This is a genomic window from Methylomonas paludis (assembly GCF_018734325.1).
Classification (GTDB): domain Bacteria; phylum Pseudomonadota; class Gammaproteobacteria; order Methylococcales; family Methylomonadaceae; genus Methylomonas; species Methylomonas paludis.
The window spans coordinates 961,295-975,802 of record NZ_CP073754.1 but is presented as its reverse complement, the minus strand read 5'-3'; the positions used below and the strand labels follow the sequence as shown (position 1 = coordinate 975,802).

The window sequence follows — 14,508 nt, the reverse complement described above, 5'->3', positions numbered from 1 at the left end:
CCGTTGCATGTTAGTGATCGGCGAGCTTGGCATCGCCCAAGCTAATGCCTTATCGGATGGGGTATTTTTAAGCGCCGTACCACCACTTACCGCCTGGGTGGGATTGGCAACCGCGTTAAATTTACGTTTGGGCGCAGATATAAGCATAAACGGCATCGCCCCGGTAATCGGCGAAGCCCAGTTGCACCGAGGCCATGCCAAATACGTGCGCTACCGTTCCGGTCAACTCAGTGATGTCAGCAGCCGTGGCGTACAACATCCCACCATAGACGACCGCCGCACCAGTTTAAATGCTTATCTAATGCTGGATGTCAGTTATAGCGATACTTTAGAGCTTGATCTGATCAGCCAGGCCTTGATCGGCTTGCGCCTAGCGGGCGGCGTTATTCAGCCGCTATCCGGACACCGGGATATTACCATTAAGGAGTTTCAACATGATGGACAGAACACAGCTCTGGCGCAAGCATTACAACGTTTACCGTCTTATTTTTACCTGCTTGAAGACGCCAGCCGTCTAGTCGAAGCCGCTCAGCAACAAACCGATGGCCCGCAAGGCTTTGCCATTCTCACCGCCTGCATGCAACGCTGGGCGGGTGATGAAACGCCCGAAGAGCGTAAAAAGCAGCTGACCCTACCAGAACGGCCTGAATGGCTACCAGAACGAGGCTATTACCGGCCAATGGCAGTGGGTTATCAATTATTGGAAGCCGCCAAACACCGCTCAGGAGCGCGGGATAACTTGCTTCACGCCTTTGCCGAACCGGTTTTTAGTCTGATTCGTTTCCGCAGCGTGGCGTCAGTGCGGAAAAATCATAACCCCAGAAATGACGGTAGTTATGTCTGGCGGCAAGGTGAACGCAGCACACACATCTATGGTGCTTGCGCCGTTAATTTAAACAAAAAAGCCAAACTTTAATAAATCATTTACTCAGGAACCGACCATGACCGAAAAATACAAACACCCATCCACCCTGGCTTTCACCCGTTCATTGGAACCCGGCATTTTTGCTTTTTTTGCTGAACGCAGCGAAAACCCCACAGACAAGCTACCCGTACTGGTCACGCTGGAAGCCTTGCGCGGCACCATCAGCAATTTTCTGGACGATGCCACCCTGAACACGCATTTAAGCAAATCCGCCGACGAAAAAAGCGAAAAAAATCCACGTAACGCTAATTTGCAAAGCGTGGAAAAAGCCACTTTGCCGATAGGCTACGATACCTTAATTGTAGAAGGCCACATCAGTTTTTTGGCCAACACTGCGCAATCCTGCATGAGCAACGATCCGGCTTTTATGGCCACTTACACCCCCTATCACCAACACTTTACCGAGCAAGGTGGGTGGCAGTTATTGGCGGAACGTTACGTCATGAACATGGTGAACGGGCGCTGGCTGTGGCGCAACCGCAGCCAGGTGGCCCAGGCTGACAACGGCAAGCTGAGTATTAACTTAAGCTATCAAGCCGGCAATACCAAGCAAACGGTCAGTATTACTGTGGATGCCCTGGGCATCCCTGCACGTGAATGCCTGAAAATCGACAGCATTGGCGATGCAGGCATACGCGCCAAGCTTGAAGAATTACGCGACCATATTGCCGCCGCGCTTAGCGCCCAGGGCGCCGACGCCTGGAAACAGGGTTTACGTGTCAATTTAAGCGCCAAAGCCGTTATCGGCGGCGGGGCGACCGTCTACCCCAGCCAGGAATTTGCCACCAACAAAGACAAAGATAGCGAAGGCCGTGAAATCAGCAAAATTCTGGCCAAACGCCGCATCAATACCGATCAATACCAGGCCATACTCCACGAGCAAAAAATCGGCAACGCCATCCGCACCATAGACACCTGGTACGATGCCGATTTAGGCGACAACCGCGCCATAGCCGCCGAACCCTACGGCGTGGTAACCACCGAAAGCATAGTGTATAGAGACAATAAAAAAGCCCGCCATTTTTACAACATTATCGACAAACTGGACAAGGAACTGATACGCCTGCAAAAAAACCCACAATTGACCGGCGATGATTATTTCTTTATGTCGATAATCGTGCGCGGCGGTGTATTGGGCGGCGAAGGCAAAAAGGCCAAAACTCAAAATGTCGTAGAAGGTGACGAATAATGTACTACACCGACATCCTGCTGTTTCAGGGGGCCGAGCCAGACGGCATCAGCGATGCCACCTCACGGTTGTTGGCGGTACTGCACGGCATCAACCGTGCACATGGCAGCGCTGAAGCCCCAGGCGGTTATCCCCTGGCAATTGCCTTTCCGCGCTGGCAAGCTCCAACTATCTCGGCAAACCGCACCCTAAGCAACGGCACAACCGGCCCCATCTTGCGGGTGTTTGGCCCGCAAGCCTTGTTGACGATGCTTAACACCCATAAACTAATGCACAGCCTGATGCTGGAAGGTCGGGCCGATCCCGGCAAAATTATCCCGGCACCGGAAAATGCAAGCTCATGGGTGGCTTATCGGCGTTATCACCATAAAGAAAAAACCAAGAGCGCCAGTTATCAGAAACGCCATCAGGCCTTTTTGGAAACCAAGCGCGCCAGCGCCGAAGCAAGTGTGTCACTCACAGAGCTACCCAAACCCAAAAACCAGCACCTGTCCTATATCTATTTAAAAATCCCCAGGGAAACTCATGTGGTAACGTTTCCGGTAGTTGAAAAATTGGCAAGCACTAACTCACCTGAGCAAGTTTTGCGCATTAATAGTTGGGGTCTTACTACCAACGGCTGGCTGCCATATTTTTAAACGCAAGTACAGGTGGGTATCATGGTGTACCCACCTGGTTGGTCTAAGTATGGCTTTGCCATTTGTCCGCTGCACCTTAAGAACCAGCCGGTTTGATATTGGTTCTTATCCAACTGGCACATTCATTTTCGGGCTGACTGCCTTCAGCCAATTTTAATACGGTGATAACGCATGAGGCATCATCGGCCAGCAATTCCTGTCCATTTAGAGCCAGGAACAGCTCCATTGTTGTAAATGCTGTTCTTTTGTTGCCATCAAAAAAAGGATGATTAGTGATAATACTATAGCCATAGGCAGCAGCAAGATCGGCAATATCGGTAGATTGGTAAGCAATTTTATTTTTTGGTTGAGACAATGCAGACTCCAACATGCTCTGGTCAAGTATGCCACTTGCCCCACCATGTTCTGCCAAATGCTCTTCGTGTAACGCCAGGATTACAGATTTTTCAACCCAAATGACAGGCACTATTTTGCCAGCTCATGCAAAACAGCACGACGATTTTTCATAATCTGCCTAGCCTCAATCATTTGCTTTTCAAATTCCGGATTGTAGGGTGTTAGTCGATAACCCTCGGGCTATTCAGTCAGATAGACAGTATCGCCTTTTGCAAGATGGCGTTTATCCAAGACTTTCTTGGACAATACGATGCCTACGGAATTTCCAACAGTTGTAAGCTTGAATGCAAAAAATAATATTGTGACCTTGATTCTATTTTGCCAGTATCGGGCAAATAAATCCGGCAGTAAAAAGGAATAATTTTTGATGAAAAAATTAACCAATACAAATCAATTGGTTAAGAAACAACCTAAAAACATTCGTTTTTGATGTGAAAAAGCCTGTAGCTCTTATATACTGTGGCTGCTGGGATATAACAGATCGGGTTCACCGCCGCTCAGGCGGTTTAGAAAGTCATCCGGCCATCTGCTGGCTGCCCGGAAATGTTCACCGCCGCTCAGGCGGTTTAGAAACAATTTCGGCGAGGCCGAATTCATGACGTAGAGTTCACCGCCGCTCAGGCGGTTTAGAAATAATTTGTATGCGGCTCAAATTGCTACGGGCCGTTCACCGCCGCTCAGGCGGTTTAGAAAATAATCAGCAGCCGTTTGTAAATTTGAATAGTGTTCACCGCCGCTCAGGCGGTTTAGAAACGTTTGCGCCTGTATTGACACCGGCGCAATAGGTTCACCGCCGCTCAGGCGGTTTAGAAAATAACTGTTGAGGGTTGGAGTAGATAATGAGTGTTCACCGCCGCTCAGGCGGTTTAGAAACCGCTGTGCCTGGCAGTAACTGCCCTATGCCAGTTCACCGCCGCTCAGGCGGTTTAGAAAGTTGTTATAAAAAATGCAATCAGACGTAGCTTGTTCACCGCCGCTCAGGCGGTTTAGAAAAGTGTCATTGATCGGTACAATAGCGCCATTTCGTTCACCGCCGCTCAGGCGGTTTAGAAATTACCATCACGCCAGAAATGCAGTGTTGGAAAGTTCACCGCCGCTCAGGCGGTTTAGAAAATAACTGTTGAGGGCTGGAGTAGATAATGAGTGTTCACCGCCGCTCAGGCGGTTTAGAAAGTAAACGCGGACGTACTCGCCTTTAACACCACGTTCACCGCCGCTCAGGCGGTTTAGAAATTAAACAACCGGGCCACCCCGATTCGTTGAGTGTTCACCGCCGCTCAGGCGGTTTAGAAAAAATTATATTTTATTAAGCAGCATTTTTAATGGTTCACCGCCGCTCAGGCGGTTTAGAAAATTATTAAATGGTGCCCTAGCAATTACTGATCGTTCACCGCCGCTCAGGCGGTTTAGAAAGTTTGCTGAAAAATTCTTCGCCAGTTTGCAAGGTTCACCGCCGCTCAGGCGGTTTAGAAAATCGACATCTGGACTGAGCGCTAATAACTGGGGTTCACCGCCGCTCAGGCGGTTTAGAAATTTAGTATCAAACACAAAAACCGGCGCGTTTGGTTCACCGCCGCTCAGGCGGTTTAGAAAGGTGGCAGTCAGTGACCCCAGCCCCGAACCGGGTTCACCGCCGCTCAGGCGGTTTAGAAAGGTGGTAGTATTCCCGCGTGGGTGGCTGATCAGTTCACCGCCGCTCAGGCGGTTTAGAAACCGTTGTTGAAAACCTGCGATTCATCACCCGCGTTCACCGCCGCTCAGGCGGTTTAGAAAAAATAAAAAATCATGGCGGCGATTCCGACAAAGTTCACCGCCGCTCAGGCGGTTTAGAAATAATAATCGCGCGGTTGAGAAATGTGTTGGACGTTCACCGCCGCTCAGGCGGTTTAGAAACTGGTTAGGAATAATAGAACCTAAATTACTTTGTTCACCGCCGCTCAGGCGGTTTAGAAATCTGGGAGTAAAAACCTAATGTCATTTGATTTGTTCACCGCCGCTCAGGCGGTTTAGAAAATATTGATTATGCTATGCAGGACACTAGAGCAGTTCACCGCCGCTCAGGCGGTTTAGAAAATCGCTCAGTTTGGGATTAACCTACGAAATTGGTTCACCGCCGCTCAGGCGGTTTAGAAAAATGGTGTCAATATTATTGATGTCCTGATAGCGTTCACCGCCGCTCAGGCGGTTTAGAAATAGACGACAACGAGACGATCATTAGCACAATGGTTCACCGCCGCTCAGGCGGTTTAGAAATTCTGGAGCCGCTCCGATTCCCGGCGGCGCAGGTTCACCGCCGCTCAGGCGGTTTAGAAAAACTCAGGTATAGACGCAAGCACAGCGGAAACGTTCACCGCCGCTCAGGCGGTTTAGAAAGCCTGCTCCGGCATACAGCCACGGGCAGATCAGTTCACCGCCGCTCAGGCGGTTTAGAAACGCTGGGAGAAATTCTTTGTTTTGTGCAGTATTGTTCACCGCCGCTCAGGCGGTTTAGAAATTGCCAACCCCTTGCCCACCGGCAATGAGCAAGTTCACCGCCGCTCAGGCGGTTTAGAAATAATGACGGTCCAGGCGGTGATTATTCAATGGGTTCACCGCCGCTCAGGCGGTTTAGAAACAATATCGGTTATATCCTGACTAGTTAAGGTGGTTCACCGCCGCTCAGGCGGTTTAGAAATGATAGTCTGGATTTTGGCTGTATAGGCTATCGGTTCACCGCCGCTCAGGCGGTTTAGAAACGTAAAATAGAGCCAGGTAGACCGGGCATTTAGTTCACCGCCGCTCAGGCGGTTTAGAAAGCTAGCGGGGCAAATATTGTGCCTAATGGCACGTTCACCGCCGCTCAGGCGGTTTAGAAATGGACGCAGTCGTACAACGGTTTATCAGCTATGTTCACCGCCGCTCAGGCGGTTTAGAAAAGCAAGCATTAACGCAATCTCTAGCAAATAGTGTTCACCGCCGCTCAGGCGGTTTAGAAACATTTAGGCGCGTCAGTTTGCAAATAAATAATGTTCACCGCCGCTCAGGCGGTTTAGAAACAACTCACTGCGCAAAAAAAATCAATCATCACGTTCACCGCCGCTCAGGCGGTTTAGAAAAAATTTATTTGTTCGGCTATAATCCTCTTTTTGTTCACCGCCGCTCAGGCGGTTTAGAAAAGCAGGCGCTAACGCAATCGCTAGCAAATAGTGTTCACCGCCGCTCAGGCGGTTTAGAAATGGTCAAAATGCCGATCAAGCCAGGCCCGGCCGTTCACCGCCGCTCAGGCGGTTTAGAAAGGAGGGAGAGGCACAATTAGGGCGGCGTCAATGTTCACCGCCGCTCAGGCGGTTTAGAAAATCATCCAGCAAAAACAACGCCGGATACGTAGGTTCACCGCCGCTCAGGCGGTTTAGAAACGCCGCACAAACCGGCGGCCTTCAGGGGTAGCGTTCACCGCCGCTCAGGCGGTTTAGAAAACCTAAAAAAAGCGAGACACCTGAGTAGGACAGTTCACCGCCGCTCAGGCGGTTTAGAAAACCAGATACGATGTCTCCCACGCTATTAAACAGTTCACCGCCGCTCAGGCGGTTTAGAAAACCATCAATCCAAATTGTAGGCGTATTCGTATGTTCACCGCCGCTCAGGCGGTTTAGAAAAACCACAGTTCCTGTTTGTGCACTGTCACCCCGTTCACCGCCGCTCAGGCGGTTTAGAAAGGTTTACCAATGGCCATATAACACGCCTCAACGTTCACCGCCGCTCAGGCGGTTTAGAAATCAAGCGCAATCCACCCATTATCCGTCATCAAGTTCACCGCCGCTCAGGCGGTTTAGAAAACGGTCTGGAATCTCAATAACGGGAGGGAGAGGTTCACCGCCGCTCAGGCGGTTTAGAAATGTTGGCCAATCTCGTCCAGCAGCTCACACGCGTTCACCGCCGCTCAGGCGGTTTAGAAAATGGATATTCGATATCAAAATATTAACGTAAAGTTCACCGCCGCTCAGGCGGTTTAGAAAAGGTAGATAATGTGATGTTTTGGTGGTTTGGGGTTCACCGCCGCTCAGGCGGTTTAGAAAAACCGTGGGCACGTTTTCCCCCGCTGCGTTAGGTTCACCGCCGCTCAGGCGGTTTAGAAATCACCACCGCGCTCGTATCTTGCAATTTTGTCGTTCACCGCCGCTCAGGCGGTTTAGAAATCCAACAGAACACGCAAATCCAGCTCCACATCGTTCACCGCCGCTCAGGCGGTTTAGAAAAATTAGGGGTTCACGGGTTCTTGGCATTTCAAGTTCACCGCCGCTCAGGCGGTTTAGAAAACATTAGCAATGTATACAGGCGCGGATGAAGAGTTCACCGCCGCTCAGGCGGTTTAGAAAGCAGATCCCGCTACCGTGGCAGCTGCCGCTATGTTCACCGCCGCTCAGGCGGTTTAGAAATTCGCTATTCTGGAAATGGCGCATCATGTTGAGTTCACCGCCGCTCAGGCGGTTTAGAAAAATAATCTCTGATGGCGCCATTAACCCTCTAAGTTCACCGCCGCTCAGGCGGTTTAGAAAGTTGCGTCATTGGCATTCATGTACGGCTGCACGTTCACCGCCGCTCAGGCGGTTTAGAAATCATACATGCCATGCAATACTTGATAGGCATTGTTCACCGCCGCTCAGGCGGTTTAGAAATAATTTTTCTCCAATTGAGCCGGCTTTCTTAAGTTCACCGCCGCTCAGGCGGTTTAGAAAATCAATCGGCAGCATAAATGGCCTAATTGCTCGTTCACCGCCGCTCAGGCGGTTTAGAAAACTCGTTACCGCAGACTGACCATTAACGGTATGTTCACCGCCGCTCAGGCGGTTTAGAAAGTTGGCTGGGATGATGCGCGGTAGCCACGCGGGTTCACCGCCGCTCAGGCGGTTTAGAAATGGTTGCACACTGGGGATTCATTTTCTCAAGGGTTCACCGCCGCTCAGGCGGTTTAGAAAAATGGTTAACATGTCTTGCTCCTTAATTGCCGGTTCACCGCCGCTCAGGCGGTTTAGAAAAAAACGATGCGCTCGATGTGTTGTCAGGCGGCGTTCACCGCCGCTCAGGCGGTTTAGAAAAATTGTTACAAAATTTACCGCATTGATATTTAGTTCACCGCCGCTCAGGCGGTTTAGAAAATCGAGGCGATGGCGGAGCGGTTGGCGGATGAGTTCACTGCCGCTCAGGCGGTTTAGAAACCAAGGCCAACAAATCCAAAACCTCAGTCTCTGTTCACCGCCGCTCAGGCGGTTTAGAAATATCTCGCCCAAATGAACGGTGGATTTAACGAGTTCACCGCCGCTCAGGCGGTTTAGAAATGAACCAAATCTACTGCGCCACCCTCAATCGCGTTCACCGCCGCTCAGGCGGTTTAGAAACATAGTGGTCGCCGTGATGGCGTTCCGCAAAAGTTCACCGCCGCTCAGGCAGTTTAGAAAGATTTGTTCAACATACAATCAAGAGCGAGCAACCTTTGATAAAGGCTACGCTGCGAATTCCTCGATTCCACTGCGTTGCATCGAGGCTACGGGTCGCGATGGTGCTGGGTGTTTTGCGATAGCTAAACACTCTGCACTCGCGAAGTTTTGGTGGCTTGCCTGGCGGCTAAGCCACCCTACTGGCGGTCGTTTTGATTAAGGTTATGTTGGTGTTTGCAGTTGATTTTGGTTGAAGCGGTGGTGGGTATTGGTGAATTCTGCTGACGCTGGTTTGATTTAGGTTGCGCTGCGAATTCCTCGATTCCACTGCGTTGCATCGAGGCTACGGGTGGCTTTGATTAAGGCTGTGTTTGTGTTGATAGCTGATTTTGGTTGAAGGGGTGGTGGGCATTGGTGAAGTCTACTGGCGCTGGTTTGATTTAGGTTGCGCTGCGAATTCCTCGATTCCACTGCGTTGCATCGAGGCTACGGTGTAGTGGTCTAATAAAAACGGACACATTGATAGGTTGTTAAAATAACTTTATCAAAACAGCAGGATTATCCATGAGTAAGAAACCACGTCGCAGCTACGATGCAGCGTTCAAACTCCAAGTTGTCAATATGATTACCACCCAGGGCCTAAGCATCAGCCAAGTGTGCCAAGATATGCGTCTTGGCGAGAGTATGGTTCGGCGCTGGTTGCAACAATTTAAGGCAGAGCAATCAGGTCTGCCAGGTATAGGTAAACCGTTAACCCCAGAACAGCAAAGGATTCGTCAATTGGAGGCCGAGGTTCGGCAACTGAAATCGGACAACGATCTACTAAAAAAGGCCTCCGCCTTCTTTGCCCGGGAGCTGAGGTAACTTATCAAGTTATCAAGCCGTTACAAGCAGAGAAGGCGCATTCTCTAAAACAATGTTGCCGTGTTTTGGAAGTGAGTCGTTCGGGTTACTACACTTCGGTCAAACGAGAACAGGACGTTAAACCAGTGAGCGAGGTGGCGGTGCAGCTCACAAGCGTATTTGAGGCCAGTGGGCGTTGCTATGGCAGTCGCCGGATACGGGCAGCCTTGGTAAATAAGGGGATACCGATTGGCCGGTATAAGGTTCGAAGCCTGATGCGTCAGCATCAACTCAGAACAGTCTGGAAGCGTAAATTTGTGCATACCACAGACAGTAACCACCCATTGCCGGTATACGACAACGTATTGAATCGTCAATTCAGGCCTGAGGCACCCAACCGGGCCTGGGTAGCGGATATAACATACATTCGTACCCTGGCAGGTTGGCTCTATTTGGCCGTGGTGTTGGACTTATATTCACGCAAAATAGTGGGCTGGGCGATGGCTCCCAGCATGCCGGCAGAGCTGGTCTGCAGCGCCTTAAAAATGGCCTTGATTCAACGGCAGCCACAGCCGGGCTTAATTGTGCATTCGGATCGAGGCAGCCAATATGCCAGTCACGAATACACGCAACTGATTGAGGATTATGGCTTGATTGGTAGTATGAGCCGCAAAGGTAATTGCTGGGATAACAGTGTGATGGAACGCTTCTTTCTGAATTTGAAAATGGAGCGTGTCTGGCGTCGACAATACGCTAATCATCCAGAAGCGGTCAAAGATATTACGGATTACATCGTTTGCTTTTACAACAGCCAGCGATTGCATTCCGGACTGGGCAACGTGCCTCCCAATGTCTACGAACAGGAAATGGCACGCGCATGACCTTATGATGTGTCCGAAAAAACTTGACCACTACACGGTTGATTAAGGCTGTGTTTGTGTTGATAGCTGATTTTGGTTGAAGCGGTGGGGGGTATTGGCAAAGTCTGCTGGCGCTGGTTTGATTTAGGTTGTGCTGCGAATTCCTCGATTCCACTGCGTTGCATCGAGGCTACGGGTGGCTTTGATTAAGGCTGTGTTTGTGTTGATAGCTGATTTTGGTTGAAGCGGTGGGGGGTATTGGTGAAGTCTGCTGACGCTGGTTTGATTGAGGTTGTGCTGCGAATTCCTCGATTCCTCTGCGTTGCATCGAGGCTACGGGTGGCTTTGATTAAGGCTGTGTTTGTGTTGATAGCTGATTTTGGTTGAAGGGGTGGGGGGCCATTGGTGAATTCTGCTGACGCTGGTTTGATTTAGGTTGCGCTGCGAATTCCTCGATTCCTCTGTGTTGCATCGAGGCTACGGGGGTTGCTTTGGACTGCGTTTCATTGGGCTGTGGGTTTAACTAGCAGTTTATTTCTTTGTGCGCTGTGTCACAGTTTAGTTTTTGCTATACGCAAATTGCCAACAAAGCCACATTTTTATTCAGGGCTTTCTTTTATAGTGCTAACCACTCAAGTGTTATTCCATTTTTTTTATAATAATAGAGGTTAGTTACATGACAAAACGTTCATCCTTACTTTTGCTGCTAGCCAGTATGGCAGCGCCGGCTTATGCCCAGGTGTTCGGCTCGTTGGCCAATTTTGATGTGGTCAATGATACCGGCAAAACCGCGCATGGTTTTGAAATTGATATCGAAGGTATCCATTCCAGCGACATCACTTCTTTGTTTGGCGCCGCCAATCGCTGGCCCAATATGGAGCGCTATGGCAATCCCACTGTGACCGATACCGGTACCGGGGTTAAAATTGTCTATGAAGCCACTTATAACGGCAGTTGGTCGGCAGGCACTCCGTCCGGCGGTTTGCCGGTCAGTCCATCAGACAGTTGCTGGCCGCTGGGTGCAAAGGCCTATGGCCCGCTTTACCCTTGCGACCATTTTGGGGTTAGTACTTCAGTATCGACGCCTAATGTCACTTATTCCTGGCTGGTGGAAACTTCGCCCGGCGCCAGCACTTTAACCCCGGTACAAGCGACTGTGCCCAATCCGGTGTGGACCGTAACCCCAGTGCCGCCGGTGGCCAATATACCGCAGCCACCTAAGGTTAATGTACTGATCGTGGCACCGCAGCCCAATACCTATGAATTTGGTGAGCCACGCTGGGTTAAAGTAACCGCTACCGGCACTTTGAAAAATGTCGCTGTTGAAGATTTAGTGGCCGAAAACGCTATTATCAAAAAAGCCAACACCCAGACTCAATTGGAATGGCAATTATTGCAGGTTGACTCCGGCGCTCCCGGTTCCGGTCAAATTGATTTGACCGGTGTAGCACTGGACCCAGGCGCCACGGGTGTGGTGTATCGTTTTGAATTTTATAAATACACCGGTCAGCGCGATCCGGCCACCAATGAAGCATTGGTTGGGCCGAACGGTGACACCCCCGGCGCCAGTGGCCCTAGTGCGGGTGATTTAGGCCAGTTTATTGTCGCCCAAAATGCGGGTATCAATTTTGACGGCAAAATACCTGCTGCACCGCCGATTCCTGTGGCACCCAGCCTGAATGCCAGTATTGCCGGTGCAGTGGTGGGTACACCTTATAGCCAGCTTATTACTGCCACGCCAGGCAATGCCGGCGACAGCCTGAGTTTTACGGTAACCGGTTTGCCGGCAGGTTTAAGTTTTAACACTTTGAGCAATACTATCGTTGGCACGCCAACCACGGTAGGGACTTATGCGTTGACTATTACTGTCACCGATAAAGTCAACGGCACCAGCACCACTGGAAAAACCCAGTTGCAAGTTGCCGATGCGCCTATCGTGTTTAATTTAAGTTTTAATCCGGCGGCGATTAACTGGCCATTTAGCCAGACTTTTAGCTCTAAAGGCGGCTATGGTGCCATTACTTACAGTATCTTCGGCAGCTTACCGGCCGGCCTGAAGTTGAGCGGCAATACCTTAAGCGGTAAGCCGACCAAACTGGGTACCTATCCGTTAACCGTAACTGCCAAAGACTCGCTGGGTTATTCGCAAGTAGCCAACGCTAATCTGGTGGTGGGTACCACGTGCGCCGCCAGCAATAAAATTATCAATAATGTTACGGCTCGCGCGCCGGTCTGGATTGATATCGACGGCGGTGTGGCAAATGGCGGGGAAAGTGTCATCATCCCTGCGGCTAATGCCACCACCATCAATAGTCCTTTGACAGCAGCAACGGCTTTTAAACCGGGCAATCTGGCCAGCTTTACCGGCACTTTGGATCAGGCACATACCTTCTGTGTGGCAAGTAAATTGACCTTGGCGCAAGGTTTGACCTTACCGGCCATCACTCTGGCTAACGGACAGGTGAATCACAGCTATCCAGCTGTGAGCGTGGCACCAACCGGGGGGATAAAACCTTATACCATTGCGGTTGCCAATCTGCCGGCCGGTTTGATATTTAGTGCCGGCAAAATCAGCGGTACCCCGACCAAAGCAGGTACCTATAGCGTAGGCTTCTCGGTTACCGACAGCAATGGTCAAAAAGTGTACTTTACTTCGAGCTTGCTGATTAAGCCATGATGATAGTTTATAAACAGTGGTAATGACTTTGTGTAACTTTGTATGATTCTGGTTAACAATTACTTGGCTTCGAATGATGCGCTGCACTGGGTTTAGCACAGCCTATAACCAGTAATGATAGCTTTGAAACACTGTTTATTGTTTTAGAGATTAGGGAGACGAAAGTCTCCCCTTTTTTTTGTGATCTGACCTATATCGTTTCTGGCCTTATCTATTTAGAAGCTTGGTAGTTATTCAGTGTAACTTTGTATGATTACTTTTTTAAGCAAGTAGTTAGCTTCAACTGATGCGCATGACTTCGTTCAGCACATCCTACGCCGTATCCGGCAAAATATGATTGGTGAACTAGTAGGATGTTTTCACTTCGTGCTCAAGCGAGTCGTGATAGCGAGTGGCTCGGCTAGCGGCGAAGCCACCCTATCCTCTAATGAGGGTCTAGCACCGGCCTGCCGGAGCAAAATTTTCACCGCTATCCCCTTTCAGCGACCGGCATTGATACAATAAGCCTATTTTGTTGAGCTATTGGAGTTGTTCATGATCCGTTTTCCAGCCGAATGGGAACCGCAATCTGCTGTTATTATTGCCTGGCCCCATGCCAGCGGCGACTTTAGTAATTTGTCTGCGGTGGAAGATACTTACCATTTTATTGCTACTACGATTACCCGCTTTGAGCCTTTGCTGATTTTATGCCGGGATGGCGAACATCAGGCGCATATTCAGGCCCAACTGTCTGGGGTGACTAATCTGCATTTTATTCAGACTACTTATAATGATATCTGGTTGCGCGATACGGTGTTTTTAAGTCTGGAATGGCAACATCCTAAGGTCCATACTCAATTGTTGAACTTTCGGTTTAACGGCTGGGGTAATAAATATGCCCATGAAGCTGATAATGCGCTGAATCTGCAGTTGTTCGCCCATCCGATTTTTGCCGGCCACCCTACTGCCACCTTGGATCTGGTGCTGGAAGGCGGCAGTATTGAATCTGATGGTCAGGGTACTTTGTTAACCACTAAGAACTGTTTGTTTAATCCTAACCGTAATCCGCATTTGTCGGCGGCGGCCATCGCCGGTGAGTTAAAGAATTATCTGGGCGTGCAGCGGATTTTATGGGTGGAACAGGATAATTTGGCCGGGGACGATACCGATGCCCATATTGATACTCTGGCGCGTTTTGTTGATGCTCAGACGATTGCTTACAGCAGTTGCGATAATCCGGAAGACCCGCATTATGCCGGTTTGAAAAACATGGAGGCCCAGTTACAAAGTTTTACCCAGCAAAATGGCGATCCTTACCAGCTGGTGGCGTTGCCTTTGCCGGAACCCATAGCGGACGAAGATGGCCGGCCTTTACCTGCCAATTACGCTAATTTTTTGATTATTAACGGCGCGGTGATGGTGCCGGTTTATGATGACCCTAAGGATGCGGTGGCGCTGGAGCGTCTGGCGGGGGTGTTCCCCGGTTTGGAAATTATTCCTACGCCTTGCCGGCCGCTGGTACAGCAATACGGCAGTCTGCATTGCGCCAGTATGCAAATTCCGGCGCTGGTTAAATTAAATCTGTAG

7 protein-coding genes and 1 CRISPR repeat array are annotated in these 14,508 nt (G+C 50.0%); of the genes, 6 read left to right on the top strand and 1 reads right to left on the bottom strand.

What is annotated here, in order from left to right:
• Nucleotides 1-7 precede the first annotated feature (7 nt).
• From KEF85_RS04510 to KEF85_RS04500, 3 genes are read left to right on the top strand one after another with little or no spacing between them, the layout of a single operon-like run.
• Complete coding sequence (locus tag KEF85_RS04510; protein ID WP_215583527.1) at nucleotides 8-916, top strand: type I-F CRISPR-associated protein Csy2; 909 nt, start codon at nucleotides 8-10, stop codon at nucleotides 914-916.
• Nucleotides 917-941: 25 nt separating this feature from the next.
• On the top strand, nucleotides 942-2,114 hold the full coding sequence (gene csy3 / locus KEF85_RS04505) for a type I-F CRISPR-associated protein Csy3 (protein ID WP_215583526.1): 1,173 nt from the start codon (nucleotides 942-944) through the stop codon (nucleotides 2,112-2,114).
• Nucleotides 2,114-2,752: a type I-F CRISPR-associated endoribonuclease Cas6/Csy4 gene (locus KEF85_RS04500; RefSeq protein ID WP_215583525.1), complete on the top strand. Its 639-nt coding sequence runs from the start codon at nucleotides 2,114-2,116 to the stop codon at nucleotides 2,750-2,752. The genes csy3 and KEF85_RS04500 overlap by 1 nt, the downstream gene beginning before the upstream one ends.
• A gap of 76 nt (nucleotides 2,753-2,828) precedes the next feature.
• Here KEF85_RS04500 and KEF85_RS04495 read toward each other — a convergent pair whose 3' ends face one another.
• Entirely contained in the window at nucleotides 2,829-3,218 is a 390-nt protein-coding gene (locus tag KEF85_RS04495; RefSeq protein WP_215583524.1) for a type II toxin-antitoxin system death-on-curing family toxin, read from the bottom strand.
• Between the two features lie 415 nt (nucleotides 3,219-3,633).
• Nucleotides 3,634-8,583: a CRISPR direct-repeat array (repeat unit 28 nt; unit sequence GTTCACCGCCGCTCAGGCGGTTTAGAAA).
• 543 nt (nucleotides 8,584-9,126) lie between these two features.
• Between KEF85_RS04495 and KEF85_RS04490 the strand changes: the two genes are divergently transcribed.
• The 3 genes from KEF85_RS04490 (at nucleotide 9,127) to KEF85_RS04480 (ending at nucleotide 14,508) form a co-directional block, all read left to right on the top strand.
• Nucleotides 9,127-10,286 (top strand): IS3 family transposase gene (locus KEF85_RS04490; RefSeq protein WP_215583523.1). Its coding sequence is split into 2 segments (ribosomal slippage): nucleotides 9,127-9,397 and nucleotides 9,397-10,286, totalling 1,161 coding nucleotides; the frame shifts between segments, so codons are not numbered across the junction.
• A gap of 655 nt (nucleotides 10,287-10,941) precedes the next feature.
• Nucleotides 10,942-12,942 (top strand): Ig domain-containing protein, encoded by a 2,001-nt coding sequence (locus KEF85_RS04485; protein WP_215583522.1) that lies wholly within the window; start codon nucleotides 10,942-10,944, stop codon nucleotides 12,940-12,942.
• Between the two features lie 534 nt (nucleotides 12,943-13,476).
• Entirely contained in the window at nucleotides 13,477-14,508 is a 1,032-nt protein-coding gene (locus tag KEF85_RS04480; RefSeq protein WP_215583521.1) for an agmatine deiminase family protein, read from the top strand.

Bases quoted from the DNA above. Each gene is read 5' to 3' on its own strand.
- csy3 (WP_215583526.1), top strand. From the start codon at position 942: ATGACCGAAAAATACAAACACCCATCCACCCTGGCTTTCACCCGTTCA.
- KEF85_RS04480 (WP_215583521.1), top strand. From the start codon at position 13,477: ATGATCCGTTTTCCAGCCGAATGGGAACCGCAATCTGCTGTTATTATT.
- KEF85_RS04510 (WP_215583527.1), top strand. From the start codon at position 8: ATGTTAGTGATCGGCGAGCTTGGCATCGCCCAAGCTAATGCCTTATCG.
- KEF85_RS04500 (WP_215583525.1), top strand. From the start codon at position 2,114: ATGTACTACACCGACATCCTGCTGTTTCAGGGGGCCGAGCCAGACGGC.
- KEF85_RS04485 (WP_215583522.1), top strand. From the start codon at position 10,942: ATGACAAAACGTTCATCCTTACTTTTGCTGCTAGCCAGTATGGCAGCG.